A 19,177-nucleotide genomic window follows, 5' to 3' on the forward strand; every position below is an offset into this window, starting at 1 on the left:
CTATCAGCGCGCGGCCAAGGACCTCGCCGCGGTGATCGTGGCCGCCACGTGGGGACGGTCTTCCTGTGCGGTCAGCGCCAGGTGTTCGTCGAGGTCGGCAGAGGACTTGGCGACGAGATCGGTGTGCATGGTGTCGCGCGCCACGCAGCGCCCTGCACGGGTGTGCGAGACTTCGCTGGAGCCCGGCAGCATGGCGCTGATCGCCTTGCCCGAGGCGGCGTCGGTGATGCGGCGCTCGATGGTGACGAGGCCCGAGACTTCGCAGCGCTTCATGCCGCGGCGGCCTGCGGGCGCAATGCCGATCTGGCGGGCCGAGGATTCGACGTGGGCGACATAGGAGACGGTGTAGGCCTTGCCGTTCTGCTCATGCTCGACCGTGTGGACGGGAGCCATGGTAGCGGCGGCGGTGAGGGCGATGGCGAGAATGCTCATAAGGATCCTTGCTTGGTGTGGTGCACGTGGCTGGCGAGAGGTGGGCGGGTGCCCGGGAGAGGACCCGGCCTAGGCCGCAAGGAAGCGCCTCGGTCAACGCGGGCGCGCGGCTTCCTTCGCACAGCGAGAGAAAGGAAAGGCCCCGGCGTCCGGGAATGCGGACGACCGGACACCGGGGCTGCGGCCCCGGGCGCTGCGTACACGCCAGGGGCCGCGGGGGGTGAGGCGCTACCGGATGATGGATGGCGCGGCCGGGCAGGTCCTGTTCGGGGACGCGGCGAGGGGCCTGGGGATCGGCTGCAGGGAAGCCATCGACATCGTACTCTCTCCCAAAAGCAATAGCGCGCTCAATACATGGGCATATGTGCCTTTTGTTTGAGCATTCCTTGCGTATCGTCTGGGCAATGCCGCAATGTTTCTGGATCGAAAGAATGATTGGCCTTGTTTCATAGCGCGTTCGCGCCTGTGTCTGTCGGCCCGTTACGAACTCAGGGAAGCTCTGCATGGATTGCGGGCATGAAAAAAGGGCGGCGCCAGCGGCACCGCCCTTTTCGGCTGTTTCGTAGGAACGTCCGATCAGGTGTGGATCGGCTTGCCCTGGATGCCCATTGCGGCTTCCTTGATCGCTTCCGAGTGGGTCGGGTGCGCGTGGCAGGTGTAGGCGATGTCTTCCGACGTGGCGCCGAATTCCATGGCCTGCGCAACCTGCGCGATCATGGTGCCAGCGACCGAGGCAATGCACCACACGCCAAGCACGCGGTCGGTTTCCGCGTCCGCGATGACCTTCACGAAGCCGTCGGGCTCGTGGTTGGTCTTGGCGCGCGAGTTGGCCATCATCGGGAACTTGGAGGTCTTGACCTTGCCCTTTTCCTTGGCGGCTTCCTCGGTGAGGCCCACGCCTGCGATTTCAGGCTGGGTGTAGACGACGCTCGGGATGACGTCGTGGTTCACGATGCCGGTGAGGCCGGCAATGTTTTCCGCAACGGCAATGCCCTCGTCCTCGGCCTTGTGCGCGAGCATCGGGCCGGGGATCACGTCGCCGATCGCCCACACGCCCTCGACCTTGGTGCCGAAGTCGTGGTCGGTCTCGATCTGGCCGCGCTGGTTCAGCTCCAGGCCGATCTTGTCGAGGCCAAGGCCATCGGTGTTGGGCTTGCGGCCGATCGCGACGAGCACGACGTCGGCGTCCAGCACTTCGGCATCGCCGCCGGCGGCCGGCTCAACGGTGACCTTGGCCGCGCCGTCCTTGACCTCGACGCCGGTGACCTTGGTCTTCAGCTTGAGGGTCATGCCCTGCTTCTTGAAGATCTTGCCGGCTTCCTTGCGCACGTCGGTGTCCATGCCGGGCAGGAGCTGGTCGAGGTATTCGACCACGGTGACCTCGGCGCCGAGACGGCGCCAGACCGAACCGAGTTCCAGACCGATCACGCCGCCGCCGATGACGACCATCTTGCCCGGGACCTTGCCCAGTTCAAGCGCGCCGGTGCTGTCGACGACCACGCCGCCTGCGTTGTCGACCTCAACGCCGGGAAGCGGCGTGACCGACGAACCGGTGGCAATGACGATGTTCTTGGCGGTCTTGGTTTCGCCGTTCACTTCGACGGTGTGCGCGTCCTTGAACTGCGCGTAGCCCTTGAGCCAGTCGACCTTGTTCTTCTTGAAGAGGAACTCGATGCCGCCGGTCAGGCCCTTGACCGCGTCCTTGCGCTGGCCCTGCATCGTATCGAGGTCGAGCTCGGGCGTGACCTTGATGCCCATGCTGGCCATCGCGCCATTGGCGGCCGCGTCGAAGTATTCCGAGGCGTGCAGAAGCGCCTTGGAGGGGATGCAGCCCACGTTGAGGCAGGTGCCGCCCAGCGTCTCGCGGCCTTCGGCGCATGCGGTCTTGAGACCCAGCTGCGCGCCGCGGATTGCCGCGACGTAGCCGCCCGGGCCCGCACCGATGACAAGCAGGTCGTAATCGTATTCAGCCATAACCTGGCTCCAATCCTTCGTTCGTCATCCCCGTATATAGCGGGGATCCCGTTTGTCGGGAGAGAAAAGAGCGGGGCCCCCGCGACATGGCGCGGGGGCGACGCGATCAGAGGTCGATGAGGAGGCGCGTGGGGTCCTCGATCGCTTCCTTGATGGTCTTGAGCGCGGTAACCGCCTCGCGACCGTCAATGATGCGGTGGTCGTAGGACAGCGCGATGTACATCATCGGGCGGATCACGATCTGACCGTTGCGCACGACCGGACGGTCCTCGATGCGGTGGAGACCCAGCACCGCCGACTGCGGCGGGTTGATGATCGGGGTGGACATGAGGCCACCGAACACGCCGCCGTTGGAAATCGTGAAGGTACCACCCTTCATGTCTTCCATGGTCAGCGAGCCTTCCTTGGCCTTCTTGCCGTAGTCCGCGATCGCCTTCTCGATGCCGGCGAACGAGAGCTTGTCGCAGTCCTTCACGACGGGCACGACGAGGCCGTTCGGGGCCGAGACCGCGATCGAGATGTCGACGTAGTCGTGGTAGACGATCTCGTTGCCGTCGATCTGCGCGTTGACCGCCGGGATGTCCTTGAGCGCGAGCACCGAAGCCTTCGCGAAGTAGGACATGAAGCCGAGCTTGATGCCGTGCTTCTTGGCAAAGACGTCCTTGTACTTGTTGCGCGATTCCATGACGGCCGACATGTCGACGTCATTGAAGGTGGTGAGGAGGGCTGCGTCCTCCTGCGCGCTCTTGAGGCGCTTGGCGATCGTCTGGCGGAGGCGCGTCATCTTCACGCGCTCTTCCTGGCGAGCCGGAGCTGCGGCGACCGTACCGGCCGAAGCGGGCGCGTCGGCGGGCTTGTTCTTGGCGGCGGCGATCACATCGTCCTTGGTGATGCGGCCGTCCTTGCCGGTGCCCTTGATGGTGGCCGGATCGATGCCGTATTCGAGCACCGCGCGGCGCACGGCCGGCGAGAGCACGGCGGCATCGGTCGTCGAACCTTCGCTGGCGGCAGGCGCGGGAGCCGGGGCAGGGGCGGCGGCGGGAGCCGAAGCCTCTTCCTTCTTGGCGGCAGGGGCCGGAGCGGCCGCGCCGCCCGAGCCGGACTCGATCGTGGCGATCAGCGCGTCGACGGTGACGGTGTCACCCTCGGCGGCAAGCTGCTCGCCCATGACGCCGTCGTGCGGCGCCATGACGTCGATGGCGACCTTGTCGGTTTCCAGGCTGCAGATGGGCTCGTCGGCGGCAACCGCTTCACCGGGCTGCTTGAGCCATTCGCCAATGGTGGCCTCGGTGACGGATTCGCCGAGAGTGGGGACCTTGATTTCGGTGGACATGATTTACTCTCAAGCCTTCTGCTTGCGACGGAGTTCGGAACGGACGGAGAGGTGGAGCGCGTCGGCGACCAGGGCCGACTGCTCGGCCACGTGGCGCTTGGCAAGGCCGGTTGCGGGCGATGCCGAAGCGTGGCGACCAGCGTAACGCGGACGCGGGTTCGAGACGCCGGCTTCCTTGGCAGCCGCCTCGATCTCGCTTTCGACGAAGAACCAGGCGCCGTTGTTCTTGGGCTCTTCCTGGCACCAGCAGATTTCCTCGAGGTTGGTCATGCGCGAGAGGCGCAGGGCCAGCGGCTCGCCCGGGAACGGGTAGAGCTGCTCGAGGCGGATGATCTGGGTGTCGTCGATCTCGTTTTCATCGCGCGCTTCGACGAGGTCGTAGTAGACCTTGCCCGAGCACAGGATGACCTTCTTGGTAGCCTTGTCTTCCGGCGCCTTGGGGTCGGAAAGGATACGGTAGAAGTGGCCGTCGCCGGTGAAGTCCTCGGCCTTCGACTTGGCTGCGGCGTGACGCAGCAGCGACTTGGGCGTCATGATGATCAGCGGCTTGCGGAACGGACGGTGCATCTGCCGGCGCAGCACGTGGAAGTAGTTGGCCGGGGTGGTGATGTTGCACACCTGGATGTTGTCGTTCGCGCACAGCTGGAGGTAACGCTCAAGACGGGCCGAGGAGTGTTCGGGGCCCTGGCCTTCGTAGCCGTGGGGCAGCAGCATCACGAGACCGTTCGCGCGCAGCCACTTCGATTCCGAGGAGGCGACGTACTGGTCGATGATGATCTGCGCGCCGTTGGCGAAGTCACCGAACTGGGCTTCCCACAGGACCAGGGTCTTGGGGTCGGCGCTGGCGTAGCCGTACTCGAAGCCGAGCACGCCGTATTCCGAAAGCGTCGAGTTCAGGACCTCGAAGGTGCCATGGGGCAGGGTCTTGATCGGGGTGTACTTGCGCTCGTCCTTCTGGTCGACCCAGACGGCGTGGCGCTGCGAGAAGGTGCCGCGCTCGCAGTCCTGGCCGGACAGGCGCACACCGTAGCCCTCGGTCACGAGGCTGCCAAAGGCGAGCGCCTCGGCGGTGGCCCAGTCGAACCCTTCGCCCGCCGCGAACATCTCTTCCTTGGCCTTGAGCACGCGGCTCAGCGTCTTGTGGACGGTAAGGTCCTCAGGAACGGTGGTGAGCGTACGGCCCAGGCTGTCGAACAGCTTGGTGTCGATGCCGGTTTGCACGTTGCGGCGTGCGGTCTCGGCGTCGGCAGGCTTGTGGAAGCCCGACCAGCGGCCCGAGAACCAGTCAGCGTGGTTCGACTTGTAGGTCTTGGCGGCCTCGAACTCGTCCTCGAGATGCGCGTTGAACGCGGCCTCGGTCTCGGCGAGGAAAGCGTCGTCGATGACGCCTTCGGACTTCAGGCGGTCCGAGTAGATCTTGGCCACACCGGGGTGCTTCTTGATCTGCGCGTACATCAGCGGCTGCGTGAAGCCGGGCTCGTCGCCTTCGTTGTGGCCGAAGCGGCGGTAGCACCACATGTCGATCACGATGTCGCGGCCAAAGGTCTGGCGGTAGTCGATCGCCAGCTTGCAGGCGAAGGTCACGGCCGCCGGGTCATCGCCGTTGACGTGCAGGATCGGGGCCTGGACGCCCTTGGCGACGTCCGAGGGATACGGCGAGTTGCGCGCGAAGGCGGGGCTCGTCGTGAAGCCGATCTGGTTGTTGATGACGAAGTGGATGCAGCCACCGGTGTTGTAGCCCTTGACGCCCGAGAGGCCGAAGCACTCCCACACGACGCCCTGGCCAGCGAAGGCGGCGTCGCCGTGGATGAGCACGGGAAGGACGGTCTTGTGCTTGGCGCCGGGGCCCACATCGTCGCCGATGTCGTCGTGGCTGACCTGGTAGCTGCGCACCTTGCCCAGCACGACCGGGTTCACGGTCTCGAGGTGCGAGGGGTTGGGCATGAGGCTCATGTGAACCTTGATGCCGTCGAAGTCACGGTCGGCCGAAGTGCCCAGGTGGTACTTCACGTCGCCCGAGCCGCCCACGTCCTCGGGGTTGGCGGTGCCGCCCGAGAATTCGTGGAAGATGACCTTGTAGGGCTTGGCCATGACGTTGGCGAGGACGTTCAGGCGGCCGCGGTGGGCCATGCCGTAGACGATTTCCTTAACGCCGAGCTGGCCGCCGTACTTGATCACGGCTTCGAGTGCGGGGATCATCGACTCGCCGCCGTCGAGGCCGAAGCGCTTGGTGCCGACGTACTTCTTGCCGAGGAACTTCTCGTACTGCTCACCGCGCACGACGGCCTGAAGGATGGCCTTCTTGCCCTCGGGGGTGAACTCGATTTCCTTGTCGGGACCTTCGAAGCGGTCCTGGAGGAAGCGGCGCTCCTCGACGTCGGCGATGTGCATGTACTCGAGGCCGACGTTGCCGCAGTAGTTGGCGCGCAGGATCTGGACCAGTTCGCGCACGGTCGTCCATTCGAGGCCGAGGTTGCCGCCCACGAAGACCGGACGGTCCAGCGCGGCGCCTTCAAAGCCGTGGTACTCGGGCGTGAGGTCCTTGGGCAGCTCGCGCTTGGCAAGGCCGAGGGGGTCGAGGTTGGCGGCCATGTGGCCACGCACGCGGTAGGTGCGGATGAGCATCATGGCGCGGATCGAGTCCGCAGCGGCCTGGTCGATGCTCTTCTGGTCGACCTTCGCGCCGCCCTTGCCGGCGGCCTTCTCGACAGCCATGCGCAGAGCAGAAGGATCGAGGCCCTGGGTCAGGTCGTCTTCGAACTCGGCGCCGACGAGGGGCCAGTTCTTGCGCTGCCAGCTGGGTCCCTGCTGGGGGCCGTCAAGGCCCGTATCGGGGGTGAACTCGAAACTTTCGTCGCCCATGGAATCACCTTTTCACGCCAGTATCGTCTCTGCGGCGCATGGAGGAATAGTTTTGGGACACTGTCGGGGGCCGGAGAGGAAGGCGCGGCAGTGGGATTACAGTTCTGTCGGCGTTTGGACGCCTTGTGTTTGTTGCCGTGTGGAGGCGGACACCCGGAAATACCGAGAGGCCGCCTCCACCGGGAATAGGATCAGGCCACTTCCTTGATGGCTTCGACCAGCGTCTCGCCCAGGAGCGAGGGGCTGGCGGCCACGCGGATGCCGGCTTCTTCCATCGCCGCGATCTTGTCTTCGGCGCCGCCCTGGCCGCCCGAGACAATCGCGCCGGCGTGGCCCATGCGGCGGCCCGGAGGCGCCGTACGGCCCGCGATGAAGCCGGCCATCGGCTTCTTGCGGCCACGCTTGGCTTCGTCCTTGAGGAACTGTGCAGCTTCCTCTTCGGCCGAGCCGCCGATTTCGCCGATCATGATGATCGACTTGGTCTCGTCGTCGGCGAGGAAAAGCTCGAGGACGTCGATGAAGTTGGTGCCGTTGACCGGGTCACCACCGATGCCGACAGCCGTGGTCTGGCCAAGGCCGGCGTTGGTGGTCTGGAACACGGCTTCGTAGGTCAGCGTGCCCGAGCGCGAGACCACGCCGACCGAACCCTTCGAGAAGATGTTGGCGGGCATGATGCCGATCTTGCACTCACCGGGGGTGAGCAGGCCAGGGCAGTTGGGGCCGATGAGGCGCGACTTCGAACCCGAAAGGGCGCGCTTCACGCGAACCATGTCAAGCACGGGAACACCCTCGGTGATGGCGACGATCAGTTCGATCTCGGCATCGATGGCTTCGAGGATGGCGTCCGCGCAGCCCGAGGGCGGAACATAGACGCACGAGGCGTTGGCGCCGGTGACGGCCTTGGCCTCGGCAACGGTATCGAACTGGGGCAGGCCCAGGTGATCGGTACCGCCCTTGCCGGGGGTCACGCCGGCAACCATCTGGGTGCCATAGTCAAGCGCGGCCTGGGTATGGAAGCTGCCGGTCTTGCCGGTCATACCCTGCGTGATGACCTTGGTATTCTTGTCGACGAGAATGGACATAGGGTTATTCCTGTTCCTGGGCTGGATCGACCTCAAAGGTCGGGGTCCGGTGTACTAGGAGTAATGTGGGCTGCGGACCAGAGGACCCGGTCCGCAACACACAAGTGTATTTGCTCAGGCGAGCGTTTCGTCGATGCCCTTGCAGGCCGCGACCAGTTCCTTGACCGCGTCGATCGAGACCTGCAGGCCTGCCTTGGCGGTGTCGTCGAGAGCGATCTCGATGACTTCCTCAACGCCCTCGGCGCCGATCTTGACGGGAACGCCGACGTACATGCCGTCAACGCCGTACTGGCCTTCGAGGAAGGCGGCGCAGGGCAGGACGCGCTTCTGGTCGAGCAGGTAGCTCTCGGCCATCGAGATGGCCGAAGCCGCCGGAGCGTAGAAGGCCGAGCCGGTCTTCAGCAGCGAGACAACCTCGCCGCCGCCGCCCGCGGTGCGCTTGACGATGGCGTCGATGCGCTCCTGGGTGGTCTTGCCCATCTTGATGAGGTCGGGAACGGGGATGCCCTTGACGGTCGAGTAGTCGACAACCGGGACCATCGTGTCGCCGTGGCCGCCGAGCACGAACGAGGTGACGTCGCGCACCGAGACACCGAACTCCCAGGCGAGGAAGGTCGAGAAGCGGGCCGAGTCGAGAACGCCGGCCATGCCGACGACCTTGTTGTGGGGCAGACCCGAGAATTCGCGCAGCGCCCAGACCATCGCGTCGAGCGGGTTGGTGATGCAGATCACGAAAGCTTCCGGAGCGTGCTCCTTGATGCCTTCACCCACGGCCTTCATGACCTTGAGGTTGATGCCCAGCAGGTCGTCGCGGCTCATGCCCGGCTTGCGGGGCACACCGGCGGTGACGATGATGACGTCGGCGCCTGCGATGTCGGCGTAGTCGTTGGTGCCGGTGATCTGGGCGTCGAAGCCCTCAACCGGACCGCACTGCGACAGGTCGAGTGCCTTGCCCTGCGGAATGCCTTCGGCGATGTCGAACAGGACGACGTCGCCCAGTTCCTTCTGCGCCGCGAGGTGCGCGAGGGTGCCGCCGATGTTGCCGGCGCCGATGAGGGCAATCTTCTTACGTGCCATGATGCGTGCTTGTCCTTCCCAAGGCGGGATTGACGGACGAAAAGGGAGCCTGCTTCATCCCGCGAAAGGCAGGCACCGGGTACTTGCAATCGCGGCCCTAGTCCTCTCGGGGGGACATTGCAACCGTGAAAGGGCGCGAGAACCGCCGAATTCGGAGGTTTTTGTGATAATAGTTCGCAATTGCATTAAGGCGTGTTGCTGCGCTTTTGTGAACGTATTTCGGCGGGTTTCCCGCGGCCGGATGGGTGGCGCTGGCCCTGCCGGATGGCTCCGCTGGTCCGGTTTAGGCCAGGTTCGTTGCGCAAGTGTGCAGGGCTTGTGCGATGCTCGCAAGACGGATGGTCCGAGTCGCCCCGTGGCGTCGATCTGCTGCTTTGCGCCCATCGTGCAGGCACACGAAAAAGCCCCTCGGCCATCGGGCAAAGGGGCTTGGGTGGGGCGGTTTGCCGGAAGGCTTCAGAAGCCGGTGGCGAGATGGCTTTCGAACTGTTCGGCCATGCGGCGGTCGAGCTGGCGGCAGATCGAGATCCACCAGGTGCACGAGCGCGTGTCGCCCACGAGCCGCGCGGCCTGCGCGTTGTGGCGGGCATGCTCGGCTGCGGACAGGCCGTGCCGGGCGAAGTGCTGAAGCGCTTCGGTCAGAAGGGTCTCATCGTTGGCAGGTGCGCGGGTCGGATCGATCTCGCGCGAGACGATCGAGACGTCGATCGAACTGGAGCGGCACTTGCGGTCGGCGTTGTCGTTGGTGCTGTCGAGCGGGGCCGAGACGCACTGCATGCGCTCGAGGAAGGGGATGGCTCGTCCTTTCGCAGCTGCGAAGCGTATTGCCATTGTTTGGTCGAGGCCTTTCCGTTTCTCCAGAGTCCGGTTCCTCTGCTCCGTAAGAGCGGGCCCGTGAGAGAATCCCTATCACTCAAGGCGCTAAGTCTTTGTGTGAGGCTATGGTTTCCAAATGGTTTACGGCGCCTCGGGGGACCTCGGAGTGCTGCGGTCGCGTGCGATCCAGCGGCCCGAGTTGCGATATTCAGGGCGCACGCGGGCGCCTGCGGGAAGTCCGTCGGTTGCCGGTTCAGATGGGGAGGCCGTCGCAGAAACGGTTGCGTCCCCTGGCGTGCCGACCGCAGGTGGTGCGGCGAGGGTCCTTGCGATGTCCTCGTAGGCTTGCTGGATCGAGGCAGGATCGCTTTGGGCGTCGGCGGCGGGCACCAGGGCGTTGGCTGCGGGCCTGTGCGGTTCGCTTGCCGGTTCCATGCCCGCATAGAGGTAACGGAACGTGGCCGCACGGCCCGCCGCGCCCTTGAAGCTGTAGAAACGATGGGCGCCGATGGTCGTCAGGGGCTGAAGGCTGGAGGTCCAGTACGGCGCCACCTGGAGGGTATGGTAATGGGTCGCGAGCCCGGCAGGGGCATAGACTTCGCCCGACAGCGCGCCCCTCGCCACGGCTTCGGCCCGGTTCCAGAAGTAGGTTGCGGGGCGGCGGGAAAGCGAGCCGTCGCAGGTAAAGGAGAACTGGCAGCCCGTGCCAAGCTCGGACCCTTGATAGACAACGCCGCACACGGTGTCGGGGTAGCTGGGGTGGGCGAGGCGGTTGAGAACGACCTGGGCAACGGCGCGCTGTCCGGCGTCGGGTTCGCTCGCGGCTTCGTAGTAGATCGCACTGGTCAGGCATTGCAGCGCGCGCGTGCGGTCGGTCGGCGAACTGGCGAAGGGCAGATCAAGGACGTGGAGGGCCTGTGCTGCGGGACTCTGGCCGATGGCGTGCCCGACAATCGTGCCCGTCAGGCCTTCTCCCTGGACGGCCTTCTCCGCTTCGAGATAGTAGAACGCCGAGCCCGGGAAGCTGGCTCCCGCCTGCTCGAACGGCATGGGGTCGGGCGTGTGGTGCTGGGTGGCCGCGTTGGCGATCCGGAAGCGCTCCCAGGTGCCGGGCATGGCGAAGGCGGTCAGAGCGGCCATCGTGAGAACGGTGCCGATCCGCCGGGTGTAGGCGCGGCCCGGCGTGGCGGTGCGGCCGATAATCGCGCGGGACTGGCGCTTGCGGGCAAACCGCCCCTGGAAGTCGGCAGGGCGGCCATCGCGTAGATCAGGCAGGGCAGGCACGCGCGACATGGGGTTTCGTTCCGGATCCTTGGTTCGCCCACCCCCCATTTCGGAAAGGGGCGCGGGCGTTGGCGGCACTCTCTATACGTCAAGCATCGTGGGTCGCGGTCACGACTGTGCGCCGCGTCCCACCTCGGTACATACATCAAGGTTCGCCAAGGTAGGGGCAAAGGCTTTAAGAAAGCCTCTGCAACCTGCCAAGATGGCAGCGCGCAATGATTGCAGGGCGAGAGGTCTTTGAGTTGCAATTTTCCCATGGCGCACCTAAAGGCCGCGCGCACGCCACGGGTTGCCTGCCCGCGTTGACGCGGGGGTAGGCCTAAGAGGGAAGCCGGTTGCAACTCCGGCGCTGCCCCCGCAACTGTGACCGGGGAGCATCCCCTCCATTCGCGCCACTGAGCAATCGGGAAGGCCGGACGGGGATGCATCGATCCGGAAAGCCAGGAGACCTGCCCGGGGTCGTCGTTTGCAAACCGGGCGAGGGGACCGGTGGGCAGCGGTATGGGGCGCCACTTCGGGACCGGCGCGATCCTTCCGCCATGAACGGCCACACGTTCAGGGGGTTCCGGAAGGGGTATGACATGAAGAGCCGTTATTTCGTGGGCGCCGCATTGGGCGTGGTCCTTGCACCTGTCTGTGCGCAGGCCGCCGAGGCCGGGCCGCTCGACGAGACGATCGTGGTCGCCGCGACGCGCACCGAAGTTCCGCTGAGCCAGGTCGGCCAGTCGGTCAGCGTGGTGACGCGCGAGGACATCGAGCGCACCCAGGCGACCACCGCCAGCGAAGTGCTGTCGCGCCTGCCGGGCCTGCAGGTCACCAACTCGGGCGGCTTCGGCCAGCCTTCCAGCGTGTTCATCCGCGGTGCCGACAACGCGCAGAGCCTGGTCCTGATCGACGGCGTACGCGTCAACGATCCGGGCGACGTGGGCGGCGGCTTTGACTTCGGCGCGCTCACCATCGGTCAGTTCGACCGGGTCGAGGTGGTGCGCGGGTCCTCGGGCGTGCTCTATGGCAGCCGGGCCATTGGCGGTGTCATCAACCTTGTCACCCAGCGTCCCGACGAGCAGTGGCACGGCCGCGCGAGCGCCGAATACGGCTGGCGTGATCGCCGCCAGGTCTCGGCCTCGGCAGCGGGCCTGGTCGGTCCGGTCGGCCTGACGGTGGGCGGCAACTGGCTCAAGGGCGACGGCTATTCCGCCTTCAACGAGGATCGTGGCGGCACCGAGAAGGACGGCTTTGAAAGCAAGAGCCTCAACGCACGCGCGCAGCTGGAGCTGACCGAGGGCCTGTCCATCGACGGCGGCACCTTCTGGACCCGCGCCAACTACGACTACGACAACACCGGCGCGGACGCGCTCAATGTCGGGTTCAAGCGCGATCTCACCGGCTATGCCAATATCCGGTATGACGGGCTCGATGATCGCCTTCATGCCCGTGTGGGCTATGGCGTGGTCGATACCCGCCGCATCTCCGACGACGCGGCTTGGGGCCCCTATGAGACCAACGGCAAGAACGAGCGCTTCGAAGGCCAGGTCGACTTCACGCCCATCGAGGCGGTGACGCTGCTGCTGGGCGCGGAGACCGAGACGCAGGACTTCTCGGACACCTACGATTCCAACGATTCGATGACCATCGACAGCCTCTTTGCCAACCTGACGCTGCGTCCGGTCGCGGGGCTGACGCTGAACGGTGGGCTTCGTTACGACGATAACTCGCAGTTCGGTGATCGCACCACCTTTGCCGTCAACGGCGCCTATGCCTTCGCGGGCGAGGACGGCCCGGTCGTGCGCGCCAGCTACGGCGAAGGCTTCAAGGCGCCCTCGCTCTACCAGCTCTACACCAACGCGGGCTACCGCGCGCTGGAGGCCGAGACGTCCAAGAGCTGGGATGTCGGTGTGGAGCAGCCCTTTGCCGGCGGCGCCGGGCTCTTCTCGGTCACGTATTTCGATCGCAAGACCAGGAACATGATCGACTATGACATGGCTCAGTGGAACTACTATAACATCGGCCGGGCGCGGGCGAAGGGTGTGGAACTGGGCATGCAGGTGATCGACTGGCAGGGTTTCGACATGAACCTGGCCTATACCTACCTCGATGCCACCAACACGCTGACTGGCGCGCGTCTGCCGCGCCGCACCAAGAGCAACATGACCGCGAGCCTCGACAAGCGCTGGGACGTCAATGGCCATGGTGGCCTGCGCCTTGGCGCGGAGCTGCGCGTGGGCGGCGCGCGCTGGGACGATGCGGCGCAGACCTACTACGTCGAGGGCAACACCTTGGTGAACCTGCGCGGTTCGTTTGCGGTCATGCAGAACGTCGAGGTCTTCGCGCGTATGGAGAACCTCTTTGACGAGCACTACGAAGTGGTGCGCACCTACGGCACGCCGGGCCGCTCGGCCTATGCGGGTGTGCGCGTGAAGATGTGACCTGTACCTTTCCTCCTGCTTCCTGGCGCGCCGCTGCGGCGCGCGCGGGCTGTACGCTCCTTGGCACCTTGCTGCTGGGCGCGTGCAGCGGCGCGCCCGCACGTCCGCTGGAGCAGGGGGAAGGGGCGTCCTCGGCAAAAGAGCGGCCGAGCATCGTCTCGCTTAACCCCTGCACCGATGCCATTCTGGCCGAGGTCACCGCGCCCGGCCAGCTGCTCGCGATTTCCGGCTACAGCCATGATCCCTCGAGCACGTCGATGGGGCTGGAGGCTGCCGCGCGCTACCGCGGGGTCTCGGGCTCGGTCGAGGAGGTGGCTGCGCTCGCACCTGATGTCGTGGTGGCAGGTAGCTTCCTCGCCCCGCCGACCGCCAACGCGCTGCGCGATCTGGGCATCCGCGTTGTCCTTGAACCCATCGTCTCGGACGTGGAGGGCGCACGTGAGCAGGTGCGCATGCTGGCCGAGTTGAGCGGGGACACAGCGGCAGGCGAACGGCTTGTCGCGCGTATTGACGACGCGCTCAGGCGCAACGCCGCGCCGGAGGGCTGGCCCCCGGTGCCTTCGCTGGTCTGGGAATCGGCGGGACTGGTCGCGGGCAACGACACCCTGGTGGTGGACCTTCTTGAACATTCGGGCTTCGTCAACAGCGCGGGCGCGCGCGGGCTTGGGCAGGCTGAGTTTCTGCCTCTGGAACAGGTGCTTGCCGATCCGCCCCGCGTTATCTTCGCGGTCGGCAATCCGCTTGCCGAGGAGGACCGCATGCTCCATCACCCGGTTCTGGCCGATATGAAGGACACACTGCGGGTCCCGCTCTCGCGCTCGCTGATCTGGTGTGGCGGGCCGACCGTGCCACGTCTGCTCGACCGGCTGGGCCGCGCGCGCCGGGCCTGGCTTGGCCGTCACGTGGACACGCGTGAAGGCAGGCAGGACGCGGAGCACGCAACGGGCTTTGTGCAGAAGGACACATGACCCAGCTTCGCCTCAACCTGTTGTTGCTCCTCGGGCTTGCCCTTGTCGTGCCGCTCTCGCTTCTGGCGGGGCGCGTATGGATCAACCCGCTTGCGCCCGAGACGCACAACGCCTCGCTCATCCTCATGCACCTGCGCCTGCCGCGCGCGGTCCTGGCCGTCACGCTGGGGGCCGGGCTTGGGCTCACCGGGGCGGCGATGCAGGCCTACCTGCGCAACCCGCTCGCCGACCCGGGGCTCTTCGGCATTGCGCCGGGCGCGGCGCTGGGCGCAGTGCTCAGTTTCTGGACCGGCTACGCGGCCTCGCCCTGGCTGCTCCCGGTATTCGCGCTGCTGGGAGCTTCGGGGGCGATGCTGCTGCTCGCCCTCATTGCCGGGCGCGGGGGCGGGGTGGCCCTCTTTACGCTGGCGGGCCTCATGGTCTCCAGCCTGGCTGGGGCCTTGATGAGCTTGGCCATCAGTCTTTCGCCTTCACCCTTCGCCATGACCGAGATCGTCACCTGGATGATGGGGGCGCTGGCGGACCGGTCCTGGCGCGAGGTCTGGATCGCGGTGCCCTGTACCCTCGCCGGTGCGGCGGCGATCTACGCGGCGCGTCGAAGCCTCGATGCCCTTACGCTGGGCGAGGCGGCGGCCCGCTCGCTCGGTGTCGACCCGCTGACCTTGCAGTTGCAGATCATCGCTGGGGTTGGCCTTATCATCGGATCGGGCGTGGCGGTGGCCGGCATCATCGGCTTCGTGGGGCTCATGGTGCCCCACCTCGTGCGCCCCTTGACCGACCGGCGACCGAGTTCGCTGCTGGTGCCGAGTGCGATTGCGGGGGCTCTGCTGCTGCTGGTCGCGGATTGCCTGTGCCGTATTCTCCCGCTTGCCAGCGGAGAGCTGCGTCTGGGCATCGCGCTCAGCCTTCTGGGAACGCCCTTCTTCCTCGTCCTGCTGCTGCGCATGCGTAAAGGACTGAGCTGGTGAGCCTGGCGACGGAAAACCTCAACGTGGGCGAGCGCTTGCGCGATGTCTCGATCCAGTGCCGCCGCGGCATGATCACCGCGATCTGCGGGCCCAACGGGGCGGGCAAGTCGACGCTGCTGTCCTGTCTTGCGGACCTGCAGGAGACCACTTCGGGCCGGGTCATGCTGGGGGAGCGGCCCATGCGCTTCAAGTCCCCGCGCGAGCGCGCGCAGTGGCTGGGTTATCTGCCCCAGGCCCCCGACGTCGCCTGGGACGTCGCGGTGGAAGTGCTCGTCTCGCTTGGCCGTTTGCCCTGGAGCGATGCGCCGGCCGGGGAAAACGCAAAGGCCATCGAGGATGCCATTTCGGCGATGGACCTGGAAGAGTTGCGGCATCGCCCGGTTTCGCGCTTGTCCGGTGGTGAGCGGGCACGGGCGCTCATGGCGCGCGTGCTGGCGACGCAGCCCGGCTGGCTTCTGGCCGATGAGCCGCTCGCCAGCCTGGACCTTGGTCACGCGGCCGCGTTGATGCGCCGTTTCCGCCAGCAGGCGCAGCAGGGGCGGGGCGTGGTACTGGTTCTCCACGATCTTGCCACCGCAATGAACCACGCCGATTGCGTGGTTGTGCTCGACAAGGGTGAGGTCGTTGCCGACGGGCCGCCCGAGACCGCGCTGACCCGCGACATTGTCAGCCGCGTCTGGAAGTGCCGCGCGCAGTGGCTGGGGGATCCGGGCGAGCGCGCGCTTTCCATCGCCTCGCCATCCCCGGCGAGCGAGCGGGGGATGCGCATCCTCGACTAGGCGTTTGGGCTGCGGGAACACGGGCGTGGACACACGAAAAAAGAGGCAGGAGGCTTGGCGCCTCCTGCCCCTTTTTCGTTTTGCACCTGTTAGGAGGTCTTACTTCTCCGACAGGCCCCGGGCTTCGAGCATCGGCTCGATCTCCGGTTCGTGGCCGGTGAAGTCGCGGTAGAGCACGTCGAGGTCCTTCGAGTGGCCCTGACCCAGGAAGGTCTCGCGGATGTGGTCGCCGTTGGCGCGGGTCATGCCGCCATGCTTGGCGACCCAGTCCCAGCCATCGTGGGCGAGCAGTTCGGTCCAGATGTACGAGTAGTACCCCGAGGCATAGCCGTTGTCCCAGATATGGCGGAAGTACGGCGTGCGGTAGCGCGGCGGGATGAGATCGGTGCGAAGGCCCATCGAGTAGAGTGCCTGCTTCTCGAACGCCATCGGGTCCTGCGCCGCCTCCTCGGGGCTCAGCGTGTGCCACTTGATGTCGAGCATGGCCGCTTGCAGCGTCTCGCCAAAGCCGACCGACTGGTTGAACTTGGCGGCCGCGTTGATCTTGTCGATCGTGCCCTCGGGCAACGGTGCGCCGGTCTCATAGTGCTTGGCGTAGTGGGCCAGCACTTCGGGAACGGTGGCGAAGTTCTCGTTGAACTGGCTGGGGAATTCCACGAAGTCGCGCGCGGTGTTGGTGCCCGAGAGCGCCGGGTAGGTCTGGCTTGCGAAGAAGCCGTGGAGCGCGTGGCCGAACTCGTGGAACATCGTGGTCACGTTGTCCCAGCTCGCCAGCGCGGGCTCACCCTCGGCAGGCGGATCGATGTTGAGCGTGTTGGTGATGACAGGCGTGTTGCCCAGGAGATCGGACTGCTCGACGAAGTTGTTCATCCACGCACCGCCGCGCTTGGAGGGGCGCGAGAACGGGTCGAAGTAGAACAGGCCGAGCGCGCTGCCGTCCTTGTCGGTCACTTCGTAGACGCGCATCGTCTCGTGGTAGACGGGGATGTCGGTGCGACGCTCGAAGCTGATGCCATAGGTCTGGCTCGCGGCGTAGAACACGCCGTTTTCCAGCACGTTGTAAACCTCGAAGTAAGGCTTGATCGCGCTTTCATCGAGGTCGTACTTCGCCTTGCGCACCTTTTCGGCGTAGTAGGTCCAGTCCCAGGGCTGGAGCGTGGTGACGCCATCGGCCTTGGCGGCCTCGAGCAGCAGTGCGGCCTCGCGGTCCTGCGTCTTGCGCAGTGCGGGCGTGAAGCCGGCCATGAACGCCATCGCCTTTTCGGGCGTGTTGATCATGCGATCGTACATCTGGAACGTGCCGAAGTTCGGCTGGCCCAGCAGCTCGGCCTTCTTGGCGCGCAGGGTGGCCAGCTTCGTCACGATGCCGGTGGTGTCGAATTCATCGCCCGAGGAGGCGCGGTTGATGCTTTCCTCGAAGACGCGGCGGCGGCTGTCGCGGTTGGTGAGGCTCGCGAGCACGGGCTGCTGGGTGAAGTTGATCAGCGGCAGGACGTACTTGCCCGGCTTGCCTTCGTCCTTGGCGCGCTTCGCGGCCGAGGCAATCTGGCCCTCGGTAAGCCCGGCGAGCTCTTCGGCGCTGTCGAAGACGACGGCGTGGGCGTTATTGGCCTGGGTCAGCTGCTGCGCGAACTCGGTCTCCAGCTTGGAGATCTGCGTGTTCATCGCCTTGAGCTCGGCCTTCTTCGCGGCCGAGAGGAGCGCGCCGCGATGGACGAACTTGGCGTACTCGGTCTTGAGCAGCATCGCGTCTTCGCCAGTCAGGGCCTGGCCCGCGGCGCTGTCATGGACGGCCTTGACCCGGGCGAAGAGCTTGGGGTCGAGGTAGATGTCGTCCTGCATGGACGAGACCTGCGGCGAAATCGCGGTGTCGATGGCATCCAGCGTGTCGTTCGTCGCCGCCGAGGTGAGCTGGCCGAAGACGTTGTAGACGCGGTCGTAGAGGACACCGGCGCGCTGCATGGCGACGAGCGTGTTCTCGAAGGTCGGCGCGTCGGGATTGTCGGCAATGGCCTTCATCTCGGCGCGCTTCTGGGCGATGCCGGCCTCGATCGCGGGCTGCCAGTCGGCATCGCGGATCTTCGGGAAGTCGGGGGCCTGGAAGGGCAGCGTGCTCGGCTGGGCGAAAATGCCGTCGTAGGCGGTATCGCTCGCGGCATGTGCGGGGGAGATGGTCATGGCAGCTGTTCCCGAAAGGGCAAGAGTGGCGAGGACAGCGGGCGCTGCGGCTGCAAGGAGCCGTTTTTTCATCAGGTCATTCTCCGAAGGGTCTTCAGGCATGCGACGGGGGTGTTGGGGGAAGGCGTGCCGGCGTTCTTTTCTGCGCCGGGTTGCCCGGCCTGAAGACTATGTCATGGGCGGCAATCAAGCGTGGCGGCGGGGCCTTTGCAAGTCCGATCTGAGGCAGGATGACGCGGTTGCACAGAACGGTGTTCCGGCCTCATTTGTGTGTCCGCGCAAGGCGAATGGAGACATGATCTTGCGGGGCGCAGTGCGCCACGGGATGGACGCACGACTACCGCCGGAGCGGGCGACCACCCCGGCGATGTCGGGACATGATTGATGCAAGGGGGGAGTATAAGGCCCTGAGGCCCGGCTGTCAGAGCTTGCGGAAGCGCCCCTGGCTCCAGATGCGGAAGTCGGACTTCTCGGTGTCCTTGCGCGCGCGGTCTTCGCGTTCACGATCAAGGATGAGCGATCCGGTCTTCCGGCTGAAGCTCGAGCGGCGGAACGGCATTTCGGCTCCGATGTTCATTGTTTTTCTCCTCTATCCAGAGAGGAGAACGTGGCGGGATGCGGATTGGTTCCCGGCGGCTGGCATATTTTTCGCTTCACGGCGCGCAGACGTGAAACGCCAATCCTGCGAGGGCCCATGCCGATCTACGATTTTTCCTGCCCGTCCTGCTCTGCCGAGTTCGAACTGCTGGTCCGCTCCGGCGATGCCGTGGCGTGCCCGCGCTGCGGTGGCGGAGATCTCAACCGATTGGTTTCGCGCGTTTCTCCGCCCGGCAAGGCCAAGGCCCTGGCCGCCGCAGGGCGGGCTGCGGCGAAGCGGGAAGGGCACCTGAGCAACTTCTAGGCGCAGCCACTCTCCCGCCGCGCGCGGATCGGTCAAGGGGGGGGGGGCACGACATGGCTGTGTCGGCTTTACGACATGGTCTTTCCCGTGTCGGAAA

The 19,177-nt window shown here is 65.8% G+C and carries 15 protein-coding genes and 1 riboswitch; of the genes, 5 read left to right on the plus strand and 10 right to left on the minus strand.

Annotated features, from left to right (window positions below):
- Positions 1–3: 3 nt before the first annotated feature.
- The 8 genes from LC060_RS05390 to LC060_RS05425 form a co-directional block, all read right to left on the minus strand.
- A complete protein-coding gene (locus tag LC060_RS05390; protein WP_226633340.1) occupies positions 4–432 on the minus strand; it encodes a hypothetical protein in 429 nt (142 codons plus the stop codon).
- A 576-nt stretch (positions 433–1,008) separates the two neighbouring features.
- Complete coding sequence (gene lpdA / locus LC060_RS05395; protein WP_226633341.1) at positions 1,009–2,406, minus strand: dihydrolipoyl dehydrogenase; 1,398 nt, start codon at positions 2,404–2,406, stop codon at positions 1,009–1,011.
- Positions 2,407–2,512: 106 nt separating this feature from the next.
- Positions 2,513–3,739, minus strand: coding sequence for a 2-oxoglutarate dehydrogenase complex dihydrolipoyllysine-residue succinyltransferase (gene odhB, locus LC060_RS05400; protein ID WP_226633343.1), 1,227 nt, complete (start codon positions 3,737–3,739; stop codon positions 2,513–2,515).
- A 9-nt stretch (positions 3,740–3,748) separates the two neighbouring features.
- Positions 3,749–6,601, minus strand: a complete 2,853-nt coding sequence (locus LC060_RS05405) for a 2-oxoglutarate dehydrogenase E1 component (protein ID WP_226633344.1) — start codon at positions 6,599–6,601, stop codon at positions 3,749–3,751.
- 191 nt (positions 6,602–6,792) lie between these two features.
- Positions 6,793–7,683 (minus strand): succinate--CoA ligase subunit alpha, encoded by an 891-nt coding sequence (gene sucD, locus LC060_RS05410; RefSeq protein WP_039388029.1) that lies wholly within the window; start codon positions 7,681–7,683, stop codon positions 6,793–6,795.
- A 114-nt stretch (positions 7,684–7,797) separates the two neighbouring features.
- Positions 7,798–8,760: a malate dehydrogenase gene (gene mdh, locus LC060_RS05415; RefSeq protein ID WP_213501133.1), complete on the minus strand. Its 963-nt coding sequence runs from the start codon at positions 8,758–8,760 to the stop codon at positions 7,798–7,800.
- A 456-nt stretch (positions 8,761–9,216) separates the two neighbouring features.
- Positions 9,217–9,591, minus strand: coding sequence for a hypothetical protein (locus LC060_RS05420; protein ID WP_226633346.1), 375 nt, complete (start codon positions 9,589–9,591; stop codon positions 9,217–9,219).
- Positions 9,592–9,717: 126 nt separating this feature from the next.
- Entirely contained in the window at positions 9,718–10,869 is a 1,152-nt protein-coding gene (locus LC060_RS05425) for a cell wall hydrolase (protein ID WP_226633348.1), read from the minus strand.
- 260 nt (positions 10,870–11,129) lie between these two features.
- Positions 11,130–11,332, plus strand: a riboswitch (cobalamin riboswitch).
- Positions 11,333–11,441: 109 nt separating this feature from the next.
- Here LC060_RS05425 and LC060_RS05430 point away from each other — a divergent pair.
- From LC060_RS05430 to LC060_RS05445, 4 genes are read left to right on the plus strand one after another with little or no spacing between them, the layout of a single operon-like run.
- Complete coding sequence (locus LC060_RS05430) at positions 11,442–13,286, plus strand: TonB-dependent receptor domain-containing protein (RefSeq protein ID WP_226633350.1); 1,845 nt, start codon at positions 11,442–11,444, stop codon at positions 13,284–13,286.
- Positions 13,283–14,254: an ABC transporter substrate-binding protein gene (locus tag LC060_RS05435; protein WP_226633352.1), complete on the plus strand. Its 972-nt coding sequence runs from the start codon at positions 13,283–13,285 to the stop codon at positions 14,252–14,254. Before LC060_RS05430 ends, LC060_RS05435 begins: the two co-directional genes overlap by 4 nt.
- Positions 14,251–15,222 (plus strand): FecCD family ABC transporter permease, encoded by a 972-nt coding sequence (locus LC060_RS05440; protein WP_226633353.1) that lies wholly within the window; start codon positions 14,251–14,253, stop codon positions 15,220–15,222. Before LC060_RS05435 ends, LC060_RS05440 begins: the two co-directional genes overlap by 4 nt.
- Positions 15,219–16,001: an ABC transporter ATP-binding protein gene (locus tag LC060_RS05445; protein WP_226633354.1), complete on the plus strand. Its 783-nt coding sequence runs from the start codon at positions 15,219–15,221 to the stop codon at positions 15,999–16,001. Before LC060_RS05440 ends, LC060_RS05445 begins: the two co-directional genes overlap by 4 nt.
- A 99-nt stretch (positions 16,002–16,100) precedes the next feature.
- Here LC060_RS05445 and LC060_RS05450 read toward each other — a convergent pair whose 3' ends face one another.
- On the minus strand, positions 16,101–18,251 hold the full coding sequence (locus LC060_RS05450) for a M3 family metallopeptidase (RefSeq protein WP_226633355.1): 2,151 nt from the start codon (positions 18,249–18,251) through the stop codon (positions 16,101–16,103).
- Between the two features lie 349 nt (positions 18,252–18,600).
- Positions 18,601–18,756 carry a hypothetical protein gene (locus LC060_RS05455; protein ID WP_226633356.1) on the minus strand — a complete coding sequence of 52 codons (156 nt, stop codon included), beginning with the start codon at positions 18,754–18,756 and terminating at the stop codon, positions 18,601–18,603.
- Positions 18,757–18,873: 117 nt separating this feature from the next.
- Between LC060_RS05455 and LC060_RS05460 the strand changes: the two genes are divergently transcribed.
- Positions 18,874–19,080 (plus strand): FmdB family zinc ribbon protein, encoded by a 207-nt coding sequence (locus LC060_RS05460; RefSeq protein WP_226633357.1) that lies wholly within the window; start codon positions 18,874–18,876, stop codon positions 19,078–19,080.
- Positions 19,081–19,177: the final 97 nt, after the last annotated feature.

Origin of the sequence: Novosphingobium profundi (genome assembly GCF_020524485.1) — a bacterium.
Classification (GTDB): Bacteria; Pseudomonadota; Alphaproteobacteria; order Sphingomonadales; family Sphingomonadaceae; genus Novosphingobium; species Novosphingobium profundi_A.

What these genes read in the sequence shown, in the direction of transcription:
- LC060_RS05460 (WP_226633357.1), top strand. Translation starts at nt 18,874, where the DNA reads ATGCCGATCTACGATTTTTCCTGCCCGTCCTGCTCTGCCGAGTTCGAA.
- LC060_RS05455 (WP_226633356.1), bottom strand. Translation starts at nt 18,756, where the DNA reads ATGAACATCGGAGCCGAAATGCCGTTCCGCCGCTCGAGCTTCAGCCGG.
- LC060_RS05430 (WP_226633350.1), top strand. Translation starts at nt 11,442, where the DNA reads ATGAAGAGCCGTTATTTCGTGGGCGCCGCATTGGGCGTGGTCCTTGCA.
- LC060_RS05390 (WP_226633340.1), bottom strand. Translation starts at nt 432, where the DNA reads ATGAGCATTCTCGCCATCGCCCTCACCGCCGCCGCTACCATGGCTCCC.
- LC060_RS05425 (WP_226633348.1), bottom strand. Translation starts at nt 10,869, where the DNA reads ATGTCGCGCGTGCCTGCCCTGCCTGATCTACGCGATGGCCGCCCTGCC.
- lpdA (WP_226633341.1), bottom strand. Translation starts at nt 2,406, where the DNA reads ATGGCTGAATACGATTACGACCTGCTTGTCATCGGTGCGGGCCCGGGC.
- odhB (WP_226633343.1), bottom strand. Translation starts at nt 3,739, where the DNA reads ATGTCCACCGAAATCAAGGTCCCCACTCTCGGCGAATCCGTCACCGAG.
- LC060_RS05420 (WP_226633346.1), bottom strand. Translation starts at nt 9,591, where the DNA reads ATGGCAATACGCTTCGCAGCTGCGAAAGGACGAGCCATCCCCTTCCTC.
- LC060_RS05440 (WP_226633353.1), top strand. Translation starts at nt 14,251, where the DNA reads ATGACCCAGCTTCGCCTCAACCTGTTGTTGCTCCTCGGGCTTGCCCTT.
- mdh (WP_213501133.1), bottom strand. Translation starts at nt 8,760, where the DNA reads ATGGCACGTAAGAAGATTGCCCTCATCGGCGCCGGCAACATCGGCGGC.
- sucD (WP_039388029.1), bottom strand. Translation starts at nt 7,683, where the DNA reads ATGTCCATTCTCGTCGACAAGAATACCAAGGTCATCACGCAGGGTATG.
- LC060_RS05450 (WP_226633355.1), bottom strand. Translation starts at nt 18,251, where the DNA reads ATGAAAAAACGGCTCCTTGCAGCCGCAGCGCCCGCTGTCCTCGCCACT.
- LC060_RS05405 (WP_226633344.1), bottom strand. Translation starts at nt 6,601, where the DNA reads ATGGGCGACGAAAGTTTCGAGTTCACCCCCGATACGGGCCTTGACGGC.